This is a genomic window from Tsukamurella pseudospumae (assembly GCF_001575195.1).
GTDB classification, from domain to species: Bacteria; Actinomycetota; Actinomycetes; order Mycobacteriales; family Mycobacteriaceae; genus Tsukamurella; species Tsukamurella pseudospumae.
Genome location: NZ_LSRF01000001.1, coordinates 276,959 through 299,284, shown reverse-complemented (window position 1 = coordinate 299,284; position 22,326 = coordinate 276,959). Strand labels below are relative to the sequence as shown.

Below are 22,326 nucleotides of genomic sequence, written 5' to 3'. Positions count from 1 at the left end.
CCCCGAGGTGTCCACGACCTTCCTCAGCCGCAACCGGATCGGCGGCTGGGTGATCGTCGCCGTGTTCGCCGTGATCGCGGTATGGCTGGGCGTCGTCCAGTTCGTGCAGGCGCCGACACTGTCGGCCAAGGCCGCGAGCCAGCGCCAGGTCAAGGAGGTGCTGCCGGCGGTCCGCGGCTCCATCACCGACCGCTCGGGTCAGCCGATCGCCTTCACCATGGAGGCGAAGTCGCTCACCTTCCAGCCGGTGATCGTGCGCAAGCAGATCCAGGAGAAGTACGACAAGGCCGTCGAGGCGAAGAAGGAGGGCGGCGACGCGGCGAAGACCGACGAGCCCGTCACCGTCGACGACCGGTTGCAGGAGATCGCCAAGAAGATCGTGTCCGTGCTGGGTGATTCGGTGAACGAGCAGAAGCTGCTCGAGCAGATGCGCGGCAACGACACCTTCGTCTACCTCGCCCGCGGCGTCGATCCCGCCAAGGCATCGGCGATCACGGACGAGTACGCCGAGGTCGGCGCCGAGCGGCAGTCGATCCGCAACTACCCCGGCGGCTCACTCGCGGCGAACATCGTGGGCACCACCGGTTTCGAGGGGCAGGGGCTCATCGGCCTCGAGTCCTCCCTGGACTCGATCCTCGCGGGCACGGACGGCTCGCGCACCTACGACCGCGGGTCCGACGGTGCCGTCATCCCCGGCAGCACGCGCGACGTCCATCCGGCCGCGAACGGCGCCCGTGTCGTGCTGACGCTCGACAACGACGTGCAGTTCTTCGTGCAGCAGGCGGTGGCGCAGGCCAAGGCCAAGTCCGGCGCGAAGAGCGTGCAGGCCGTGGTACTCGACGCGAAGACCGGCCAGGTGCTCGCCATGGGTGTGGACAACACCTTCAATCCGTCGCTGGGCGTGAACAACAACCCGAAGTCGGCGCGCACCGGCAACCTCGCCGTGACCACGCCCTTCGAGCCCGGGTCGGTGAACAAGTTGATCACCGCCGTCGCCGCGATCGACGGGGCCAAGACCACGCCGGGCGAGGTGCTGCAGGTCCCCGGCCAGATCCGGATGGCAGGCGTCACGGTCAAGGACGCCTGGGCGCACGGCGTCGAGCCGTACACCACGACGGGCGTGTTCGGTAAGTCCTCCAATGTCGGCACCCTGATGCTGGCGCAGCGCGTCGGCGAGGACGCCTTCGCCGACTACGTCAACCGGTTCGGCCTCGGCAGTGCCACCGGCGTGGGCCTGCCCGGCGAGTCCGGCGGCGAGGTCCCCGCTCGCAATCAGTGGTCGGGCGGCACGTTCGCCAACCTGCCCATCGGCCAGGGCCTGTCCATGACGGTGCTGCAGATGGCGGGCATGTACCAGGCGCTCGCCAACGACGGGGTCCGCATCCCGCCGCGCATCATCAAGGAGGTCGACGGTGCCGCCGACCCGGCGACCGCCGCCGAGCCGGTCCGGGTCATGAGCCCCGAGACGGCCAGGACGGTGCTCGACATGTTCCGCGCCGCGCTGCAGCGCGACCCCATGGGCTACCAGCAGGGCACCGGTGCGCCGGGCGCGGTCGAGGGTTACCAGATCAGCGGCAAGACCGGTACCGCGCAGCAGGTCGACCCGGTGACGCACGCCTACTCGAACTCGCTGTACAACATCACCTTCGCGGGCGTGGCCCCGACCAACGACCCGCGGTTCGTCGTGGGGATCATGATGGACGCTCCCACCCGCAGTTCGGACGGCACGGGCGGGCAGTCGGCGGCGCCGCTGTTCCACGACATAGCGACCTTCATGCTGCAGAAGTACGGCATCCCGCTCTCGCCGGCGGCCAAGCCGTTGACGCTGGTGGCCGGTAAGTAGTTAACCGGCGGGTAGGATCTATCGGTGCCCGAATCGACTCTCACTCGTCCCGCCCATCCGCGCGGAGCCACGCCCGCCGAGGTCGCCGCGCAGGTCGCGGGCGTCAGCGCCGGCGGGCGTGATGCCGACGGCGTGCGCCTGACCGGGGCGACGGTCCGCGCCCAGGACGCCCGGCCGGGAGATCTGTTCTGCGCGGTGCCCGGCACCGCCACGCACGGCGCGCGGTTCGCCGCCGGGGCGATCGAGGCCGGGGCCGTCGCGGTCCTCACCGATCCCGACGGTGCCGCGCTCCTCGCACAGGACGGCATCGACGTGCCCGTCCTGCTGCACGACGACCCCCGGACGGTCCTCGGGCCGGTCGCGGCGGTGGTGTACGGCGCACCGTCGAGCCGGATGACGCTCGTCGGGATCACCGGTACCTCCGGGAAGACGACCACGAGTTTCCTGGTCGAGGCGGCGCTCGCCGCGGGCGGGCATCCGACGGGGCTGATCGGCACCGTCGGCACGCGGATCGACGGCGTCGACGTGCCGAGCTCGCTGACCACGCCCGAGGGCACCGCGCTGCAGGGCCTGTTCGCCTCCATGGTCGAGCGCGGCGTGACCGCGGCCGTGATGGAGGTCAGCTCGCACGCGCTCGCGCAGAACCGCGCGGGCGGTAGCCGGTTCGCGGTGGGCGCGTTCACCAATCTCAGCCAGGACCATTTGGACTACCACCCGACGATGGAGGACTACTTCGCTGCCAAGTCGCTGCTCTTCATTCCCGGTGACGCGGCGCCGCAGACCGTGTGCGACCGAGCGGTGATCTGCGTCGACGACGAGTGGGGCGTGCGGATGGCGGACCTGCGCCGCGCGGCCGGGCTGCCGCTGGTCACCGTCGCCACCACCGGACCGGCGGACTGGACCGCCGGCGAGGTCGCCGCGCACGCGGACGGCACGCAGCGGTTCACTCTCAGCGGCCCGGACGGGCAGAGCTACTCCGCGGTCGTCGGGCTGCCCGGCGCGTACAACGTGGCCAACGCCGCGCTGGCGCTGGTCATCGCCCACGAGGCCGGCGTGCCGCTCGCCGATGCGATCCGCGGGATCGGCGCCGTCGCCGTGCCCGGCCGCGTACAGCGCATCGACCGCGGCCAGGACTTCCTCGCCGTCGTGGACTACGCCCACAAGCCCGCCGCGCTCGACGCGGTGATCGCGACGCTGCGCGGCCAGACCGCTGGCCGCATCGTGGTGGTCGTCGGCGCCGGTGGCGACCGCGACCGTGGTAAGCGCCCGCTCATGGGCGAGGCGGCCGCGCGCGCCGCCGAGCTGGTGATCGTCACCGACGACAACCCGCGGACCGAGGACCCGGCCGCCATCCGCGCGGCCGTGCTGGCGGGCGCGCGCGCCGTGCCCGGCGGCGGTGAGGTGCGCGAGGTGGGCGACCGCCGCGCCGCCATCGTGGAGGCCGTGAACTGGGCCCGCACCGGCGATGTCGTACTCATCGCCGGCAAGGGCCACGAGGCGGGCCAGGAGATCAACGGCGTCAAGCACCCCTTCGACGACCGCGACGAGGTCGCCGCCGCGCTCGAGACCCGGGCATCGGGGGAGCACGCATGATCGAATTGACATTGCGGCAGGTCGCCGACATCGTCGGCGGCACCCTGCACGACGTGCCCGACCCGGAGGCGCTGGTCACGGGCACCGTCGAATTCGACTCCCGCGAGATCGGCCCCGGCGGCCTGTTCCTCGCGCTGCCCGGCGCCCGCGTGGACGGTCACGAGTTCGCCGCGACGGCTGTCGAGAAGGGTGCGGTGGTCGTGCTCGGCGCCCGCCCCGTCGGCGTCCCCGCGATCGTCGTCCCCGTCTCGGGCGAGACCGACAACCGCGTGATGGCGCTGGAGAACGACGTCGACGGCGCCGGTGCCGCGGTCCTGAAGGCACTCGGCGACCTCGCCGCGTACTGCACGAAGACCCTCGCTGCCGACGGGCTCACCGTCGTGGGGGTCACCGGCTCCGCCGGCAAGACCTCGACCAAGGACCTCATCGCGGCGGTGCTGCGACCGCTCGGCGAGACGGTCGCGCCGCCCGGGTCCTTCAACAACGAGATCGGCCATCCGTGGACCGCTCTGCGGGCGACCGCGTCGACGCGGTTCCTCGTGTTGGAGATGTCGGCCCGCGGCATCGGCCACGTGGCCGCGCTGGCACGGGTCGCGCCGCCGCGGATCGGCGTCGAGCTCAACGTCGGCACCGCGCACCTCGGCGAGTTCGGCAGCCGCGAGGCCATCGCGCAGGCGAAGGGCGAGCTGGTCGAGGCGCTGCCCGCGGAGGGTCTGGCGGTTCTCAACGCCGACGATGCGGTCGTCGCCGCGATGGCCTCCCGGACGATCGCACGCATCGTGCGGTACGGGACCGCGGACGCGGACGTCGCCGCGGAGGACGTCACCGTCGACGGCACCGCCCGTGCCTGCTTCACCCTGCGCGCCCCCGGTGGCGGGGCCGCGCCCGTGGCGCTCAAGGTGCACGGCGAGCACCAGGTGCACAACGCGCTGGCCGCCGCGGCCGTCGGCCTCGAATGCGGCGCGAGCGTCGAGCAGGTCGCCGAGGCGCTCTCGGGCGCCGGCGCCGCTTCCCCGCGCCGGATGGACGTCTTCACGACGGAGGACGGGGTCACCGTCGTCAACGACACCTACAACGCCAACCCCGACGCGATGCGCGCCGCGCTGCGCAGCCTCGTGCTCATGTCCGAGCACGACGAGGCCGGCGAGCGCCTGCCCGGTCGCGAGCGGCGCCGCACCTTCGCGGTGCTCGGAGAGATGGGTGAGCTCGGCGACGATTCGATCGTCGAGCACGACCGGCTCGGCCGGTTCCTGGTGCGGCTCGACATCACCTCGACGATCTGCGTCGGTACCTCGCGCGCCGTGCACGCGCTGTGGCAGGGCGCGGTCATGGAGGGCTCGTGGGGGAGCGAGGCGATCCGCGTCGACACCCGCGAGGACGCCGTGGAACGGCTGCGCGCCGAGCTGCAGCCGGGGGACCTGGTTTTGGTGAAGGCATCGAAGTCCGAGAAGATGTGGGAGGTCGCCGAGCACCTGGGCACGGCCGGCCCGCGCACCGATGAACACCGAGTCGATGAACACGAGAACGGGGAGTCACCGAAGTGATCCAGATCCTGTTCGCGGGCGGCATCTCGCTGGCCGTGGCGATCCTGCTCACACCCGTGCTGATCCGGGTCTTCTCCCGGCAGGGCTTCGGCCAGGAGATCCGCGTCGAGGGGCCGCAGAGCCATCAGAAGAAGCGCGGCACGCCGTCCATGGGCGGCGTCGCGATCGTCGTCGCGCTGTGGGCCGGCTACCTGGGGGCGCACCTGCTGGGCTGGAAGTCCGGCCCGGGCCCGAGCGCGTCGGGCCTGCTGGTGCTCGGCCTGGCGACCTCGCTCGCGATCGTCGGCTTCCTCGACGACTTCATCAAGGTCCGCAAGCAGCGCAACCTGGGCCTGAACAAGACCGCGAAGACCGTCGGCCAGACCATCGCCGCGGTGATCTTCGGCGTGCTGGTGCTGCAGTTCCCCAACGCCAACGGCGTGCGCCCGGCCAGCGAGTTCCTCAGCTACACCCGCGACATCAACACGATCTCGATGTACGCGATCGTGTTCGTCGTCTTCTGCTGGTTCGTCGTGGCGGCGTGGTCGAACGCGGTGAACTTCACCGACGGCCTCGACGGCCTCGCCGCCGGCTCGATGGCGATGGTGCTCGGCAGCTACGTGCTCATCAGCTTCTGGCAGTACCGCTACGCGTGCGAGACCAAGCAGGTCGCCGGCTGCTACGACGTGCGCGACCCGCTCGACCTCGCGCTCATCGCGGTCGCCGCGGGCGGCGCGTGCCTCGGCTTCCTCTGGTGGAACGCCGCGCCCGCCAAGATCTTCATGGGCGACACCGGCTCGCTCATGCTGGGCGGCCTGCTCGCCGGGCTGTCGATCACCACCCGTACCGAGCTGCTCGCCGTCGTCCTCGGCGCCCTGTTCGTCGCCGAGATGGTGTCGGTGGTCGTCCAGATCGCGGTCTTCCGGTCGACGGGCCGCCGCGTGTTCCGGATGGCGCCCTTCCACCACCACTTCGAGCTCTCCGGCTGGGCCGAGACCACCGTGATCATCCGGTTCTGGTTGCTCACCGCCATCGCCTGCGGCCTCGGCCTGGTGCTGTTCTACGCCGAGTTCCTCGGCTCCGGCGCGGTCGGCTAGCGGATGACCGGCGCTCTTCCCGGGCCGGGTACCGCGGTCCTGGTCGCCGGGGGCGGGGTCACCGGCCCCGCGGTCGCCCGCGCCCTGCTCCGGCTCGGGGCGACCGTCACCGTCGCCGACGGCAAGCCGGAGGCCCGGGCGAAGATCGCGGCCGAGGTGCCGGGCATCGTCGTCGCCGATCTCGACGGCCACGACCCGTCCGGCTACGCCCTCGTCGTCGTCGCGCCCGGCTTCCGGCCCACCGCGCCCGTGGTCGTGGCCGCCGAGGCCGCGGGGATTCCCGTGATCGGCGATGTCGAGCTGGCCTGGTGGATCGACCGCGCGGGCGCGTTCGGCGCCCCGCGCGACTGGCTCGTCGTGACCGGCACGAACGGCAAGACCACCACCACGCAGATGCTCGAGTCGATCCTGCTGCGCGCGGGACTGCGGGCCGTCGCCTGCGGCAACATCGGCCGCCCCGTGATCGACGCGCTCGCCGACCCCGCGGACCCGCGGGTGCTCGCCGTCGAACTGTCGTCCTTCCAGCTGCACTGGGCACCGTCGGTGCGCCCCCGCGCGGGCGTCGTGCTCAACGTCGCGGACGACCACCTCGATTGGCACGGCTCGATGGCCGCGTACACGGCCGACAAGGCGCGTGCCCTGTCCGGCGAGCTCGCCGTGATCGGTCTCGACGACCCGGTCGCCTCGGGCCTGGGCGGGGCGGTCACCGTCGGGTTCACCACCGGCGAGCCGGGGCCGGGGCAGTACGGCGTGCGCGCCGGGAACCTGGTCGACGGTGCCGGGCTCGCGATCCTGCCCGCCACGGCGGTCTCGCCGCCCGGGCCCGCGGGTATCGCGGACGCTCTCGCGGCGACCGCGCTGGCGCAGGCCGTCGGCGTGACCGCCGGGCAGGCGGGGGAGGCCCTCGCAGCGTTCCGGGTGGGCGCGCATCGCGCGGAGCCCGTGGCGCAGGTGCGGGGCGTGACCTACATCGACGACTCGAAGGCGACCAACCCGCACGCCGCGCTCAACTCGATCGAGGCGCACGAGCGCGTCGTATGGGTCGCGGGCGGCCAGCTCAAGGGCGCGGACATCGCGCCGCTCGTGGAGCGCGTGGCACCGCGGCTCGTGGGAGCGGTGCTGCTCGGCGTGGACCGGGACGAAATCGCGGGTTCACTCGCGCGACACGCGCCCGATGTCCCCGTGGTTCGGGTGTCTTCGGGCGACGATGTTCGTGTGTCTCCTGTGACTAATGATGCAAGCCGTTCTGTAGGGACGTCTGGTGCAGTCGATGTACGAGTGTCCGGCGATGCGGATGCGGTGATGGCCGCAGTCGTCGTCGAGGCCGCGCGGATCGCCGAGGCCGCACTGAACGACGGTGCCGCCGCCCCCTCCGCTGCATCGGGCCCGCTCGCTGCGCTCCCGGCGCCCGTGGTGCTGCTCGCGCCGGCGGCGGCGTCGCTCGACATGTTCGCCTCCTACGGCCACCGCGGCGACGCCTTCGCGGCCTCCGCCCGGGCCCTCGGGACGGCATCGTGAGCAGGGCCGGTAAGGCCGCCACCAGCTCCGCTACTCACGCCGACCTCGAGTCCGGCACGCTGAACGCCCCCGAGAGCACCGAGTTCGACGCGCAGCCCCAGGAGACGGCCGCGGCGACGAGCGCTCTCGGAACGGCCGGTGCCCGCGGGGCCGCCGCGGCGCGGACCGGCGCCGATGTCGCACGCGGCGGCGCGTCCCTGCTGCGCAACACGGCGATCGGGTTCGCGACGGCGCTGCGCCGCCCGCTCGCGTCCTTCCACCTCGTGCTCGGCCTGACGGCCGTGCTCACGGTGATGGGCCTGATCATGGTGCTCTCGGCGTCCTCGGTCGAGGACATCAGCGCGACGGGCTCGCCGTACAGCAAGTTCTTCAGCCAGCTCATCTACGTCGGCCTCGGCGTCGTCGCCTTCATGGTCGCGCTCTACTTGCGCCCGGCGCTGTTGCGCCGCGTGGCGCTCGGCAGCGTCCTCATCTCGATCGCGCTCCTCGTCGCGGTCCTCGTGCCCGGTGTCGGCTCGAAGGTCGGCGGCGCGCGCCGCTGGATCGACGTGGGCGGTTTCACGCTGCAGCCCTCGGAGATCGCGAAGGTCGCGCTGATCCTGTGGGGCGCCCACCTGCTCGCCGATCGCGGGCGCAAGGGCAACATCAAGGAGCTGCTGCTGCCGCTCGGGCCGGTCGTGGTGCTCATGGCCGCGCTGGTGGTCGCCGAGCCCAACCAGTCGACCGCCATGATCATCGTCGCCGTGGGCGCGATGCTGCTGTTCTACGCGGGCCTCTCGTCGAAGCTGATCGCGTCGCTCATCGTCGTGTTCACGCTGCTCGGCGTGTTCTTCGCGCTCGCCGAGGGCTACCGCTCCGCCCGCGTCGCGGCGTGGCTCGGCCGCACCGACGATGCGCTCGGCGCCAGCTACCAGTCCAACCAGGCCCGCTACTCCCTCGCGGACGGTGGGCTGTTCGGGGTGGGGCTGGGCAACTCCACCGCCAAGTGGAGCTACCTCCCGAACGCGCACAACGACTTCATCTTCGCCATCATCGGCGAGGAACTGGGCTACCTCGGCGCGGGTGTGGTCATCCTCATGTTCGGCGTGCTCACCTGGGTCGGCATGCGGATCGCGAGCCGGGTGTCGGATCCCTTCCTGCGCCTGATGGCCGCCACGATCACCACGCTGATCGCCCTGCAGGCGATCATCAACATGGGCTACGTCGTCGGCCTGCTCCCGGTCACCGGCATCCAGCTGCCCCTGCTCTCCGCGGGCGGCAACTCGGTGATCCTCGTGCTGTTCATGATGGGCCTGCTCGCCAACGCCGCGCGGCACGAGCCCGAGGCCATCGCCGCGCTCGCGGGCGGCCGCGAGAGCCGCACGGGCCGCCTGCTCCGGCTGCCCCGGCCGCTGCCGTACATCCCGCCGCGCGCGGAGCGCCCGGCCCCGGCCCGACCGGCCGGGCGCGGCCCCGCGCCCCGGCAGGGCCGTCCCGCACCCGCCCGACGTGGGCCTTCGCAACCGGCGGCACCGTCGCCGTACGATCGACACCCGTACGGTGATGAGAACCTGAGCCGGCGGCAGGGGCCGCGGCGGGAGCTCCCGCCGATCCGGTCGCAGGGCCGGACGACGGAGCCCTGGCGCGGCGATCGCGCCGGGCGTGATCGGAACGCGCAGCAGCAGCGGCGCCGAGGACAGGAAAAGGGCAGACGGGCGTGGTGAATACTCGAGCGGTCTCGGTGGTGGTGGCCGGAGGTGGCACCGCAGGACACATCGAACCCGCCCTGGCGGTCGCCGATGCGGTGCGCGCCCAGCAGCCCGACGCCGTCGTGACCGCCCTCGGGACCCCCAAGGGGCTCGAGGGCCGCCTCGTCCCCGAGCGCGGCTACCCGCTCGAGATGATCCCGCCGGTCCCGTTGCCCCGCAAGCCCGGCGCGGATCTCGCCAAGCTGCCCTTCCGGCTCGCCGGCGCGGTCCGGCGCACGCGGAAGGTGCTGCGCGCGACCGGCGCCGAGGTCGTCGTCGGCTTCGGCGGCTATGTCGCGCTGCCCGCCTACTTCGCCGCGCGAAGCCTGCGGCTGCCGATCGTCATCCACGAGGCCAACGCGAGTGCCGGGGTCGCGAACAAGGTGGGCGCGAAGCTCGCCACGCGGGTCTTCGCCGCGGTTCCCGGTTCGGGCGTCGCGGCCGAGGTCGTGGGCATGCCTGTCCGTGCCTCCATCACCGGCCTCGATCGCGCGGCCCTGCGGGCCGAGGCACGTGCCCACTTCGGGCTGCCGGCCGACGGCCCCGTCGTCCTCGTCTTCGGCGGCAGCCAGGGCGCCGTCCGGCTCAACGACGGTGTCGCGGGCGCGGCCCGCGACCTCGCGGGCGCCGGCGTCGGCGTGCTGCACGCCTACGGCCCCAAGAACTCCCTGGACCTCGGGCCGGACGGAGTGCCCGGCTACGTCGCCGTGCCCTACCTGTCCCGCATGGACCTCGCGTACGCCGCCGCGGACCTCGCCGTGTGCCGGTCCGGGGCGATGACGGTGGCCGAGGTCGCCGCCGTCGGGCTGCCCGCGGTGTACGTCCCGCTCGCGCACGGCAACGGCGAGCAGGCGCTCAACGCGAAGCCGGTCGTCGAGGCCGGCGGGGGAGTGCTCGTCGACGATGCCGCGTTCACCCCGGAGCTGGTGCGCGAGATGGTGATCCCGCTCGCGGTCGACGGTGAGCGGCTCGCCGCGATGGGCGCGGCCGCGGCCGGCCTCGGGCACCGGGACGCCGCGGGCACCGTCGCCGCCGCGGCGATCGCACTGGCACAGGAGAGGCGGAAGTCGTGAGCGAGACCACCGGGGCACTGCCCGAGCGTCTGGAGCGCGTCCACATGGTGGGCATCGGCGGGGCCGGGATGTCCGGCATCGCGCGGATCCTGCTCTCCCGCGGCGGCCAGGTGTCGGGCTCCGATGCCAAGGAGTCGCGCGGGGTGATCGCGCTGCGCGCCCGCGGCGCTCAGGTCCAGGTGGGCCACAGCCCCGAGGCGCTCGATCTGCTGCCCGGCGGCCCGACGGTGGTGGTGACCACCCATGCCGCGATCCCCAAGGACAACCCCGAGCTCGTCGAGGCGGCGCGGCGCGGCATCCCCGTGATCCTGCGGCCCGAGGTCCTCGCCGACCTCATGGACGGTTACCGCACGCTGCTGGTGAGCGGCACGCACGGCAAGACCTCCACCACCTCGATGGCGGTCGTGGGGCTGCAGCATTGCGGCGCCAATCCGTCGTTCGCCGTCGGCGGTGAGCTCAACGAGTCCGGAACGAACGCCTTCCACGGCACCGGCGACGCGTTCGTCGCCGAGGCGGACGAGTCTGACGGCTCGCTGCTGCAGTACTCGCCCGATGTCGTGGTGATCACCAATGTCGAGGCGGACCACCTGGACTTCTTCGGTTCCGAGGAGAAATACGTCGCGGTCTTCGACGCGTTCACCGAGCGGATCCGTCCCGGCGGCACGCTGGTCGTGTGCCTGGACGACCCGGGCTCGGCGGCGCTCGCGCAGCGCACGCACGCCGCCCTGCGCGCCCGGGGCGTGCGCGTGCTCGGATACGGCGCGGGCACTCACCGCGACCTGGCGCCGGACGTGACGCTCATCGCGGAGCTGCTGGACTACAAGCCGCGCGCCGAGGGCGGCATGCTCAAGGTGCGCTTCTCCGATGAGAACCGCCGGATCGTGGAGCGGGCGCTCCTGCTGTCGGTCCCCGGGCGGCACATGGCGCTCAACGCGATCGCCGCCACGATCGCGGTCGTGAGCATGGGGTACCCCGCCGCCACGGTGATCGAGGGCATCGAGGCCTTCGGCGGCGTGCACCGGCGTTTCCAGCTGCGCGGCACGACTGGTGGCGTCCGCGTGTTCGACGACTACGCGCACCACCCGACCGAGGTGCGGGCCGTCCTCACCGCCGCGGCGGAGATGGTGACCAAGCAGGTCGAGCCGGGCCGCGTCGTCGTCGCTTTCCAGCCGCACCTGTACTCGCGCACCGAGCAGTTCGCCGCCGAGTTCGCGGAGGCTCTGAGTCTCGCGGACGAGGTCGTGGTGCTCGACGTCTACGGCGCCCGCGAGGACCCGCTGCCCGGCGTCACGGGCGCGCGGATCGCCGAGAAGGTCACGGCGTCCGTGCGGTACGTGCCGCGGCAGGCCGATGTCGCGGACGTGGTCGTCGGCCTCACGCGGCCGGGCGACGTGGTGATCACCATGGGCGCCGGCGACGTGACGATGCAGGCACCGTCGATCCTGACCGCGCTGGCGCAGCGCGGCGCCGAGGCGGGCGCGTGAGTGATGTCGCGACGCGCAGGCGCGTGCCGGGGCTGCGGCGGCTGCTGCTGATCCTGCTCGCGCTGGTGGTCGCGGGCGGCCTCGTGGCCGCCGCGTACTTCTCGCCGATCCTCTCGGCTCGCGATGTGTCGGTCACCGGCGCGACGAACGCGCCGGCCGACGAGGTCGCGAAGGTGGTGGAGCCGCTCAAGGGGCGTCCGCTGCTGCAGATCACCTCCGCCCAGCGCGACGACTACGCCGCGAAGGTGATCGGCGTCAGCCCGTGGATCGACCGCGCCACGGTGACGGTGTCGTATCCGTCGACGCTGGTCGTCGAGGTCACCGAGCGCGAGGTCGTGGCCTACGCCCAGCGGCCCGCCGGCACGGTGCTCGTCGACGCCAAGGGGGTGCCCTTCATCAAGGTGGGGGAGCCGCCCATCCTCACGCCCAAGCTCACCGTCGACGATCCGCGCTCCGACGATCCGTCCACCAAGGCGGCGATCGCGGTCCTCAAGGAACTGCCGCCGGACCTGCACGGGCAGGTCGTCGAGATCGGTGCGAACTCGCCCGCGAACGTGCGGTTCGTGCTCCGCGACAAGCGGATCGTGTACTGGGGCGACGACGAGCGCGCCGATGCCAAGACGGCGGCGCTGCGCATGGTGCTCACCCGTCCCGGGCGCGAGTTCACCGTGATCGATCCGGACATGCCGACCACCCGCTGAGTGTGCTCTTCCGCTCACCGAGAACGTTTTTCCCGACACGCCCGCGCGGTTACGAGTCAAGTGACGTACCGCCCTCTACCTTGGTTTCAGACCAACTACTTGACATAACTTTAAGCCTTCTGTTGAGGTTTAGGGTTCGTCTCGAAGCACAGACTTCACACCCAGGGGAAGGCGAAACATGACCGCCGCGCACAACTACCTCGCCGTCATCAAGGTCGTCGGCATCGGCGGCGGCGGCGTCAACGCCGTCAACCGCATGATCGAGCAGGGGCTCAAGGGCGTCGAGTTCATCGCGATCAACACCGACGCCCAGGCGCTCATCATGAGCGACGCCGATGTCAAGCTCGACGTGGGTCGCGACTCCACCCGCGGCCTCGGCGCCGGCGCCGATCCCGAGGTGGGTCGTAAGGCCGCCGAGGACGCGAAGGACGAGATCGAGGAGCTCCTCAAGGGCGCCGACATGGTCTTCGTCACCGCGGGCGAGGGCGGCGGCACGGGTACCGGCGGCGCACCCGTGGTCGCGAGCATCGCCCGCAAGCTCGGCGCGCTCACCGTCGGCGTCGTGACCCGGCCCTTCACCTTCGAGGGGGCCCGCCGAGGCAAGCAGGCGGAGACCGGTATCGGCTCGCTGCGCGAGTCGTGCGACACCCTGATCGTGATCCCGAACGACCGGCTGCTGCAGCTGGGCGACGTCAACGTCTCGGCGCTGGATGCGTTCAAGAGCGCCGACGAGGTGCTCCTCAACGGAGTCCAGGGCATCACCGACCTGATCACCACGCCGGGCCTGATCAACGTCGACTTCGCGGACGTCAAGAGCGTCATGTCCGGTGCGGGCAGCGCCCTCATGGGCATCGGCTCCGCGCGGGGCGAGGGGCGTGCGATCAAGGCCGCCGAGGCCGCTGTGAACTCGCCGCTGTTGGAGACCTCGATGGAGGGTGCGCACGGCGTGCTCATGTCCATCGCGGGCGGCAGCGACCTGGGTCTGTTCGAGATCAACGAGGCCGCCTCGCTGGTACAGGGCGCCTCGCACGAGGACGCGAACATCATCTTCGGCACCGTGATCGACGACAACCTGGGCGACGAGGTGCGGATCACCGTGATCGCAGCGGGATTCGATGGTGCCGCGCCGGCGCGCCGCCCCGTGACCCGCATCGGTGGGCAGCACACGGCCCCCGAGCAGCCGGCTGTCGCCGAGCCGGAGGACGCGCGCCGGGGCAACCCGTTCGGAGCCCGTCCGGCCCGCGCCAACGACCCGTTCTCGGCGGCCCCCGGGGGCCGCGAGTCCCGCTCGGACGACGACTTCGATCTCGACGTCCCGTCGTTCCTGCAGAACCGGCGCTGACCGGCCACGTGACCACTGCCACTGACGGCGCTCCCGGTTCGTCCGGGGGCGCCGTCAGTAGTCTTGGGACATGACTGATCCCGCGAACACTCCTGTCGCCACGAATCGGGTCCGCCGGGTGACCACCACCCGTGCGGGGGGCTCCTCGAAGGCCCCGTACGACTCCTTCAACCTCGGGGACCACGTCGGCGACGATCCTGCGGCCGTCGCGCTGAACCGACTCCGCCTCGAGCGCGAGATCGGTGTCGCCCCGGGGCACGTGGTGTGGATGGAGCAGATCCACAGCCGCACCGTCACCGTCGTCGACGGTCCGCGGGCCGAGCCGGTCGAGGCGACCGACGCGATCGTGACGACGGTGCCGGGGCTGGCCCTGGCGGTGCTCACCGCGGACTGTGTGCCGGTCCTGCTGTCCGACGACGAGGCGGGCGTGTTGGCGGCCGTGCACGCGGGCCGTGTGGGCGCGCGGATCGGCATCGTGCCGAAGGTCGTCGAGACGATGGTGGAGCTGGGCGCGCGGCCGGAGCGGATCGGTGCCTTCCTCGGGCCGGCCGCGAGCGGCGCGAGCTACGAGGTGCCCGCTGCGATGGCCGCCGACGTCGAGGCGCACCTGCCCGGCAGCCGGTGCCGCACGGACAAGGGGACCGCCGGGCTGGACCTGCGCGCAGGAATCCGGCGTCAGCTGCAGGGGCTCGGGGTGACCGCCGTCGCGCAGGATCCGCGCGACACGATCTCGGACCCCACGTTGTTCTCGCACCGGCGCGGCGCCCCCACGGGGCGTCTGGCCTCGGTGATCTGGATCGACGAGAACGCCCGGTCCTGAGCGGAGGAAGCGGCGGACGAATCACATCGATGGAATTCGGATCGGCGTGTGTGCGTGTCGGAACCGCGATTCGCGCGTGCAGCCCACTAATCTCACTTCCATAACGACAGTCACAACCGTCACACCAGCCCATGCAGGCGCCGAGGAAGGGCAAAGATGAGCACTCTGCACAAGGTCAAGGCGTACTTCGGCATGGTTCCGCTGGATGCGTACGACGACGGATACGTCGACGAGGGCACGCCGCAGCCGCGCGGCCGTCGCGGCCTCGACGACGAGTTCGGCGACTACCGCTCGGACTACCGCGGCGAGCGCGGCTACGCGTACGACGGCCGTCGCGCAGACGACTACGACGGCTACCAGCCGACGTACGACGAGGGCTACGCCGGCCGCGGCGCCGCGTACGACGACTACGACCGCGGTTACCGTGAGCCCGCTCGTGCCGACGCCCGGCTGCCGCGCCTGGAGCCCCTGCGGGACGGCGCGCGCTCCGTCTCGACGTCCACCCGGGGCGCGCTGGCCATGGACACCCGTGCCGACGTGCTGAGCCAGGAGAACCCGATGTCCCGCATCACCACCCTGCGTCCCACCTCGTACGAGGAGGCGCGCACGATCGGTGAGCGGTTCCGCGAGGGCATCCCGGTGATCATGGATCTGACGGCCATGGACAACGCCGACGCCAAGCGCCTGGTCGACTTCGCAGCCGGCCTGACCTTCGCGCTGCACGGCTCCTTCGACCGCATCACCACCAAGGTGTTCATGCTGGCCACCGCCGATGTGGACGTGACGGCGGAGGATCGGGCGCGGATCGCGGAGACCGGCTTCTACAACCGCTGACGGATTCGGGCAGACTGTACCGGTGCAAGCATTCTGGCTCGTCGTCCTCATCCTCCTCTCGATCTTCTGGGCCCTCCTGATCGTTCGCCTGGTGATCGAGGTGGTGAAGTCCTTCGCCCGGGAGTGGTTCCCGAAGGGGATCGTGGCGATCGTGCTCGAAGGAGTGTTCACCGTCACGGATCCGCCGCTGAAGGCGCTCCGGAAGATCATTCCGACGGTGCCCCTCGGCCCGGTCCGGCTCGATCTGGCCTTCATCGTCCTGTTTCTGCTGGTGGCGATCGCGCAGAGCGTGGTCAGCAGCCTGGCCGCGTAGACGTGATCAGAGTGATCAGTGCATGATGAATCGGACATTTCATCGCGTGATTGTTGGGTGATGAGGAACAAACGGGTCTGGTGTGACAGGATGTGCACTAGTTACAGTGTTGGTCCAAGTGACTTGAGATCTGTCGAGCAGCCGAATTGAGGGGAAACGACCTATGAAGCTGACACCCGCCGATGTGCGGAACGTGGCGTTCAGCAAGCCGCCGATCGGAAAGCGCGGCTACAACGAGGACGAGGTGGATCAGTTCCTCGATCTGGTCGAGACCGAGCTCGCTCGGCTGATCGACGAGAACAACGATCTGCAGCAGCGCAACTCCGAGCTGGAGCGCGAGCTCGGCGAGGCCCGCGCCGGTGGCGGCGAGCAGCCGTCGGCCGGTAACACGGTCGCCTTCGCCGCGCCCGCTGCGAACACCCCGGCCGTGCAGGAGCCCGTGGCTCCCGTCGCCGCCGCAGCTGCTGCGCCGGCCACCACCGAGGAGGCGCACGTGCGCGCCGCCAAGGTGCTCGGCCTCGCGCAGGAGACCGCCGACCGCCTCACGAACAACTCGCGTTCCGAGGCCGAGAAGCTCGTCTCGGATGCGCGTGCCCAGTCGGAGTCCATGGTCGCCGACGCCCGCCAGAAGGCCGACGCCATGGTGGCCGACGCGCGCCAGCGCTCGGACGCCCTGCTCGCCGACGCGCAGACGCGGTCGGAGAACCAGCTGCGCCAGGCGCAGGAGCGTTCCGACTCGCTGCAGGCCGAGGCGGAGCAGAAGCACACCGAGATCATGACCACCATCAACCAGCAGCGCACCGTGCTGGAGGGTCGGATCGAGCAGCTCAAGACCTACGAGCGCGAGTACCGCACTCGCCTCAAGACCTACCTCGAGGGTCAGCTCGAGGAGCTGCAGTCGCTGCGTAGCGCCGCCCCGGTCGATCACGGCCAGGGTCGCGGTGGCGACTTCAATGATCCCGGCAACGCGGCCGGCGGCAACCAGCAGTACAAGTAGGGCTGGAACCGGCCGGTACTAAGGCGGAGTTCTCATGCTGCTAGCCGCTCTGGGGGCGACGGTCATCGGGTTCATCCTGCTGATCGTCGCCCTGATCACGGCCAACCTCTGGCTCGCCATCGCGTGCGTGGTGGTCTCGGTGATCGGCGTCGTCCTCCTGCTCGGCGACGTCCTCACCTACCGCCGCGGCGAACGGGACAAGGCTGACAAGGCCTCCGGCGAGTCGTCCGGCAGGGGTCGCGGTCAGCGATCCGGCGGGGCCTGGAGCCCGGGGGACCGGGCCGCGGATGACACGGACGGCGCCGGGGGGCCAGTGGCGGAGAAGGCCACCGCGCCGGCCGCCGGAGCCTCGGACGAGTCCGAGGCCGCCGAGCCGGTGGACGACGCGGCGCGAGAGGCCGGCACCGTCGGGCACGAGGAGTTCGGGCGGCACGACGGCCCGGACGACGATGCGCGTCCGACCGCCCAGTTCGCGGTGGGGCCGCTCAGCGGGCCCACCGGGTGGGAGCACGAGTCGCCGGCCGACACCGACGACGAGAGCACTCGCGGGCTGTTCGCGCCCGGGAAGTACGACCCGGACATGACCGACCAGATCCCGCAGATCCGGATCGATCAGGCCTGGGGCACCGAGTGGACGCCGCCCCAGGAGCCCGAGTCGGACGATCCCGACAAGAAGTGACGTTGCACTGACCGCTATCCTTGGGGGTAGCACTGCGTCGATCCGGCCATCACCGGGGAGCATCCGGAAGAACGGGCGGCCCCGCCCCAGTAGAACCGGACGGGTGGGCCCGTCACAGCCCTCGTAAGAAAGTGGCGTCGTCTCGGGATTTCCGGGCAGGCGCAAGCGGGGTGGTACCGCGGAGCTCGGTCACAGGCCGGGAGTCGTCCCCGTGCTGGTAGTAGACGGCACGAGGAGTCACGATGAGTGAGAAGCGCCCCTATCCGCTGGTCGACATGACCCGCGACGACGACGCCCCCGCGAAGGCGGGCACCCCGTCGTTCCCCGACCTCGAGGAACGCGTCCTCGCGTACTGGTCCGAGAACGACACCTTCCGGAAGACGATCGCCAATCGGGACGGCGCGGACGAGTTCGTCTTCTACGACGGTCCGCCCTTCGCCAACGGCCTGCCGCACTACGGCCACTTGCTGACCGGCTACGTCAAGGACCTGGTCCCGCGCTACCAGACCATGCGCGGCAAGAAGGTCGACCGCCGTTTCGGCTGGGACACCCACGGCCTGCCCGCCGAGCTCGAGGCCGAGCGCCAGCTGGGGATCAAGGACAAGTCCGAGATCGAGACCATGGGCGTGGCGAAGTTCAACGACTACTGCCGCACCTCCGTGTTGCAGTACACCGAGGAATGGCGCCAGTACGTCACCCGCCAGGCCCGCTGGGTGGACTTCGACAACGACTACAAGACGCTCGACCTGGACTTCATGGAGTCGGTCATGTGGGCGTTCAAGACCCTCCACGAGAAGGGCCTGATCTACCAGGGCTACCGCGTGCTGCCGTACTCCTGGTACGAGCAGACGCCGCTCTCGAACCAGGAGTCCAAGCTCGATGACGCCTACAAAATGCGGCAGGACCCGGCGGTCACCGTCGGGATGCCGTTGCGCACCAAGGGCACCCCGCTCGAGGCGCTTGACGGTGTCGAGGCGCTGATCTGGACCACCACGCCCTGGACGCTGCCCTCGAACCTCGCGATCGCGGTGCATCCGGATCTCGACTACGTGCACGTGACCGGGCTCGACGGGAAGGACTACCTGCTCGCCGAGGCGCGCCTGGGCCAGTACGCCCGAGAGCTGGGGGACTCGCCCGAGATCAAGGGCCGGTACCGGGGCCGCGATCTGGAGTTCGCCGCCTACGAGCCGCCCTTCGACTTCTTCGCCGGCCACCCCAAGGCTCACGTGACGCTGCTCGCCGACTACGTGACCACCGACTCCGGTACCGGTGTGGTGCACCTCGCGCCCGCCTTCGGTGAGGAGGACATGGACCTGGCCACGGGCAAGTACGGCATCGAGGTCGTGCAGCCGCTGGACCCGGGTGGGAAGTTCACCGCGGCGGTCCCGCCGTACGAGGGTCTGCAGGTGTTCGACGCCAACCCCGTCATCGCCAAGGACCTCAAGGCCAAGGGTCGGCTGCTGCGGCACGAGACCATCGAGCACAGCTACCCGCACTCGTGGCGCTCCGGCCAGCCGCTGATCTACATGGCCGTGCCCTCGTGGTTCGTCGAGGTCACCAAGATCATCCCGCGCATGCTCGAGCTGAACCAGGACATCACCTGGAACCCCGCGCACATCCGCGACGGCCAGTTCGGCAAGTGGGTCGAGGGCGCGCGCGACTGGAACATCAGTCGCAACCGTTACTGGGGCGCTCCGATCCCGGTGTGGGTCTCGGACGATCCCGCGTACCCGCGGGTGGACGTCTACGGTTCGCTCGACGAGCTGGAGCGCGACTTCGGCGTGCGTCCGGACAACCTGCACCGTCCGTACATCGACGAGCTGACCCGGCCGAACCCCGATGACCCGCGGTCGCCCGAGGACGGGCAGTCGACCATGCGTCGCGTCCCCGAGGTCCTGGACTGCTGGTTCGAATCGGGCTCGATGCCCTTCGCGCAGGTCCACTACCCGTTCGAGAACCGCGACTGGTTCGACACGCACTTCCCGGGCGACTTCATCGTCGAGTACAACGGCCAGACCAAGGGCTGGTTCTACAACCTGCACGTCCTGGCCACGGCGCTGTTCGACAGCAACGCCTTCCGCACGGTCGCGGCGCACGGCATCGTGCTCGGCCACGACGGCCTCAAGATGTCGAAGTCGAAGCGGAACTACCCGGATGTCAACGAGGTGTTCAACCGCGACGGGTCCGACGCGATGCGCTGGTTCCTCATGGCCTCGCCCATTCTGCGCGGCGGCAACCTGGTGGTCACCGAGCAGGGCATCCGCGACGGCGTGCGACAGACACTGCTGCCGCTGTGGAACGCCTACTCGTTCCTGCAGCTGTACGCGGAGAAGCCGGCGACGTGGCGCACGGACTCGCAGGACGTGCTGGACCGGTACATCCTGGCGAAGCTCGCACAGACCCGCGACGCCATGACCGAGGCGCTGGACACCTGCAACATCGCGGACGCGTGCGAGGAGCTGCGGCTGTTCGTCGACGCCCTGACCAACTGGTACGTGCGCCGCTCGCGGGCACGTTTCTGGGACGGTTCGGACGCGGGCGCCTTCGACACGCTCTACACCGTGCTGGAGACCACGTGCCGGCTCGCGGCCCCGCTGCTCCCGATGGCCACTGAGGCGATGTGGCGCGGCCTCACCGGCGGCGAGTCGGTGCACCTGACCGATTGGCCGTCGGCGTCGGACCTGCCCGCTGATCCCGAGCTGGTGGCCGCGATGGACGAGGTGCGGGACGTGTGCTCCGTCGCCTCGTCGGTGCGCAAGGCGAACAAGCTGCGCGTGCGGCTGCCGCTGCACTCGCTGACCGTCGCCGGTCCCGGTGCCGAGAAGCTCGCGCCCTTCGCCTCGATCATCGCCGACGAGGTCAACGTCCGGGAGGTCACGGTCTCCTCCGACGCCGACCAGTACGGCCGGGTCGAGATCGCGGTCAACGCCCGTGCGGCGGGCCCGCGCCTGGGCAAGGACGTGCAGACGGTGATCAAGGCCGTGAAGTCCGGGGACTACACCGTTTCCGACGGTGTGGTGACGGCCGCGGGGATCGCGCTGCAGGACGGCGAGTACACGCGCAAGCTGGTCGCCGCCGCGCCGGACTCCACCGCCGAGCTGCCCGACGGTGCCGGGCTCGTCGTACTCGACCTGTCGGTCGACGCCGAGCTCGAGGCCGAGGGGTGGGCCAAGGATCGCATCCGCGAGCTGCAAGAGGCCCGACGGTCCGCGGGGCTCGACGTGAGTGACCGGATCGCCCTGGTCCTCGACGTGCCCGAGGAACACCGTGCGGCCGCCGAGCAGCACCGGGACCTGATCGCGGGCGAGGTGCTCGCGACCTCGCTCGACTTCGGGGCGGTGCCGGATGGGGTGGAGCTGGGCGATGGTGTCCGAGGCCGGCTCACCAAGGCCTGACGCGCCCCCGGAGAGCAGCGCCCGCTGGGTGCTGCATTTCGACATGGACGCCTTCTTCGCGTCCTGCGAGCAGCTGACCCGACCCACTCTGCGTGGGCGTCCCGTGCTGGTGGGCGGGCTCGGCGGCCGCGGCGTGGTCGCCGGGTGCTCGTACGAGGCGCGCGTCTTCGGCGCCCGGTCGGCGATGCCGATGCACCAGGCGCGCCGGCTCGTCGGTGCGTCCGCGGTGGTGCTGCCGCCGCGCGGGGCGCTGTACGGAACGATCAGCCGGCGCGTCTTCGGGGCGGTGCGCGAGCTCATCCCCGTCGTCGAGACGCTGTCCTTCGACGAGGCCTTCGGCGAGCCGGCCGAGCTCGCCGGCGCGTCGTCGGACGAGGTCGTGGCCTTCGCCGAGCTGCTGCGGTCCCGGATCAGGGAGGCGACGGGCCTCGTCGCGTCCGTCGGCGCGGGGGCGGGGAAGCAGGCCGCGAAGATCGCCTCCGGGCTCGCGAAACCCGACGGGGTGTCCGTCATCCCGCCCGCCGCGCAGGAGTCGATGCTGTACCCGCTGCCCGTCCGCAAGCTCTGGGGGATCGGCCCGGTCGCGGGGGAGCGGCTGTCCCGCTTGGGGATCGACACGATCGGCCAGTTCGCCGCGATGAGCGAGATCGAGGTGGTCTCGGTGCTCGGCGCCACGCTGGGGCCCGCGCTGCACCGGCTCGCGCGAGGCGAGGACGACCGGCCCGTGGCGGTCAACGGCGAGGCGAAATCCATCAGCGCCGAGCACACCCTCGAGACCGATGTGACCACCATGAACGCTCTGCGTCGCGAGATCGACCGCAGCGCCGAGCACGCGCTGCGGCGGCTGCGGCGCGACGGGCGCGGGGCGCGCACCGTCGTGCTCAAGCTGAAGCGGTCGGACATGTCCCTGCTCACCAGGAGTGCCACGCTGCCGTCCGCCACCACCGACGGCGCGGTGCTCACAGCGACTGCGCAGCGTCTCGCCCTCGACCCCATGGAGATCGGTGGCCTGCGCCTCGTCGGCGTCGGGTTCTCGGGGCTCAGCAGCGTGGAGCAGTTCACCTTGTTCGGGGACGAGAACGACGAGGCCGCAGACCTTTCCGGCACCGATGGTGCCACCACTTCGCCCGAGCCCGATGTCGAGGAGGCAGGTGCCGTCATCGGCTGGCGCCCGGGCATGGACGTCCGGCACCCCGAGTTCGGGCACGGCTGGGTGCAGGGTGCCGGGCACGGCGTGCTCAGCGTGCGGTTCGAGACCCGCACCTCCGGGCCGGGGCGCATGCGCAGTTTCAAGGTCGACGACGCCGCCCTCCGCGAGGCCGACCCCCTCGACTCGCTCGACTGGCCCGAGGAGCACCTCGTCGTCGACGACGAGGACGACTGAGCC

General features: G+C 71.2%; 17 protein-coding genes. All 17 read left to right on the top strand.

Translation table 11 applies throughout. The features are described 5' to 3' along the window. Positions 1-7 precede the first annotated feature (7 nt). The 17 genes from AXK60_RS01330 (at position 8) to AXK60_RS01250 (ending at position 22,323) form a co-directional block, all read left to right on the top strand. A complete protein-coding gene (locus AXK60_RS01330; protein ID WP_068569884.1) occupies positions 8-1,843 on the top strand; it encodes a peptidoglycan D,D-transpeptidase FtsI family protein in 1,836 nt (611 codons plus the stop codon). Between the two features lie 24 nt (positions 1,844-1,867). Then, positions 1,868-3,436: a UDP-N-acetylmuramoyl-L-alanyl-D-glutamate--2,6-diaminopimelate ligase gene (locus AXK60_RS01325; RefSeq protein ID WP_068569189.1), complete on the top strand. Its 1,569-nt coding sequence runs from the start codon at positions 1,868-1,870 to the stop codon at positions 3,434-3,436. Further along, positions 3,433-4,980: a UDP-N-acetylmuramoyl-tripeptide--D-alanyl-D-alanine ligase gene (locus tag AXK60_RS01320; protein ID WP_068569188.1), complete on the top strand. Its 1,548-nt coding sequence runs from the start codon at positions 3,433-3,435 to the stop codon at positions 4,978-4,980. Before AXK60_RS01325 ends, AXK60_RS01320 begins: the two co-directional genes overlap by 4 nt. Continuing rightward, complete coding sequence (gene mraY, locus AXK60_RS01315) at positions 4,977-6,056, top strand: phospho-N-acetylmuramoyl-pentapeptide-transferase (RefSeq protein ID WP_068569187.1); 1,080 nt, start codon at positions 4,977-4,979, stop codon at positions 6,054-6,056. Before AXK60_RS01320 ends, mraY begins: the two co-directional genes overlap by 4 nt. A 3-nt stretch (positions 6,057-6,059) precedes the next feature. Next, complete coding sequence (gene murD, locus AXK60_RS01310) at positions 6,060-7,574, top strand: UDP-N-acetylmuramoyl-L-alanine--D-glutamate ligase (protein WP_068569186.1); 1,515 nt, start codon at positions 6,060-6,062, stop codon at positions 7,572-7,574. Then, entirely contained in the window at positions 7,571-9,277 is a 1,707-nt protein-coding gene (ftsW, locus tag AXK60_RS01305; RefSeq protein WP_068569185.1) for a putative lipid II flippase FtsW, read from the top strand. The genes murD and ftsW overlap by 4 nt, the downstream gene beginning before the upstream one ends. After that, on the top strand, positions 9,271-10,374 hold the full coding sequence (murG, locus tag AXK60_RS01300) for an undecaprenyldiphospho-muramoylpentapeptide beta-N-acetylglucosaminyltransferase (RefSeq protein ID WP_068569184.1): 1,104 nt from the start codon (positions 9,271-9,273) through the stop codon (positions 10,372-10,374). Before ftsW ends, murG begins: the two co-directional genes overlap by 7 nt. Before the next feature lie 44 nt (positions 10,375-10,418). Continuing rightward, the gene (murC, locus tag AXK60_RS01295) at positions 10,419-11,858 is read left to right on the top strand and encodes a UDP-N-acetylmuramate--L-alanine ligase (protein ID WP_068569883.1); all 1,440 of its coding nucleotides are present in this window, start codon (positions 10,419-10,421) and stop codon (positions 11,856-11,858) included. After that, entirely contained in the window at positions 11,855-12,559 is a 705-nt protein-coding gene (locus AXK60_RS01290) for a cell division protein FtsQ/DivIB (protein WP_082777731.1), read from the top strand. The genes murC and AXK60_RS01290 overlap by 4 nt, the downstream gene beginning before the upstream one ends. A gap of 178 nt (positions 12,560-12,737) precedes the next feature. Beyond that, on the top strand, positions 12,738-13,901 hold the full coding sequence (gene ftsZ / locus AXK60_RS01285) for a cell division protein FtsZ (RefSeq protein WP_068569182.1): 1,164 nt from the start codon (positions 12,738-12,740) through the stop codon (positions 13,899-13,901). 70 nt (positions 13,902-13,971) lie between these two features. Next, positions 13,972-14,721 carry a peptidoglycan editing factor PgeF gene (pgeF, locus tag AXK60_RS01280; protein WP_068569181.1) on the top strand — a complete coding sequence of 250 codons (750 nt, stop codon included), beginning with the start codon at positions 13,972-13,974 and terminating at the stop codon, positions 14,719-14,721. A gap of 156 nt (positions 14,722-14,877) precedes the next feature. Further along, positions 14,878-15,555, top strand: coding sequence for a cell division protein SepF (locus AXK60_RS01275; RefSeq protein ID WP_068569180.1), 678 nt, complete (start codon positions 14,878-14,880; stop codon positions 15,553-15,555). 22 nt (positions 15,556-15,577) lie between these two features. Continuing rightward, positions 15,578-15,868, top strand: coding sequence for a YggT family protein (locus AXK60_RS01270; RefSeq protein WP_068569179.1), 291 nt, complete (start codon positions 15,578-15,580; stop codon positions 15,866-15,868). A gap of 163 nt (positions 15,869-16,031) precedes the next feature. After that, on the top strand, positions 16,032-16,865 hold the full coding sequence (gene wag31, locus AXK60_RS01265; protein ID WP_068569178.1) for a DivIVA-like cell division protein Wag31: 834 nt from the start codon (positions 16,032-16,034) through the stop codon (positions 16,863-16,865). A 34-nt stretch (positions 16,866-16,899) separates the two neighbouring features. Further along, positions 16,900-17,544: a hypothetical protein gene (locus AXK60_RS26735; protein WP_068569177.1), complete on the top strand. Its 645-nt coding sequence runs from the start codon at positions 16,900-16,902 to the stop codon at positions 17,542-17,544. A 242-nt stretch (positions 17,545-17,786) separates the two neighbouring features. Continuing rightward, on the top strand, positions 17,787-20,939 hold the full coding sequence (gene ileS / locus AXK60_RS01255) for an isoleucine--tRNA ligase (RefSeq protein ID WP_068569176.1): 3,153 nt from the start codon (positions 17,787-17,789) through the stop codon (positions 20,937-20,939). Beyond that, positions 20,908-22,323 (top strand): DNA polymerase IV, encoded by a 1,416-nt coding sequence (locus AXK60_RS01250; protein WP_082777730.1) that lies wholly within the window; start codon positions 20,908-20,910, stop codon positions 22,321-22,323. Before ileS ends, AXK60_RS01250 begins: the two co-directional genes overlap by 32 nt. Positions 22,324-22,326: the final 3 nt, after the last annotated feature.

Bases quoted from the DNA above. Each gene is read 5' to 3' on its own strand.
- AXK60_RS01320 (WP_068569188.1), top strand. From the start codon at position 3,433: ATGATCGAATTGACATTGCGGCAGGTCGCCGACATCGTCGGCGGCACC.
- murD (WP_068569186.1), top strand. From the start codon at position 6,060: ATGACCGGCGCTCTTCCCGGGCCGGGTACCGCGGTCCTGGTCGCCGGG.
- murC (WP_068569883.1), top strand. From the start codon at position 10,419: ATGGTGGGCATCGGCGGGGCCGGGATGTCCGGCATCGCGCGGATCCTG.
- ftsZ (WP_068569182.1), top strand. From the start codon at position 12,738: ATGACCGCCGCGCACAACTACCTCGCCGTCATCAAGGTCGTCGGCATC.
- pgeF (WP_068569181.1), top strand. From the start codon at position 13,972: ATGACTGATCCCGCGAACACTCCTGTCGCCACGAATCGGGTCCGCCGG.
- AXK60_RS01275 (WP_068569180.1), top strand. From the start codon at position 14,878: ATGAGCACTCTGCACAAGGTCAAGGCGTACTTCGGCATGGTTCCGCTG.
- wag31 (WP_068569178.1), top strand. From the start codon at position 16,032: ATGAAGCTGACACCCGCCGATGTGCGGAACGTGGCGTTCAGCAAGCCG.
- AXK60_RS26735 (WP_068569177.1), top strand. From the start codon at position 16,900: ATGCTGCTAGCCGCTCTGGGGGCGACGGTCATCGGGTTCATCCTGCTG.
- ileS (WP_068569176.1), top strand. From the start codon at position 17,787: ATGAGTGAGAAGCGCCCCTATCCGCTGGTCGACATGACCCGCGACGAC.
- AXK60_RS01250 (WP_082777730.1), top strand. From the start codon at position 20,908: ATGGTGTCCGAGGCCGGCTCACCAAGGCCTGACGCGCCCCCGGAGAGC.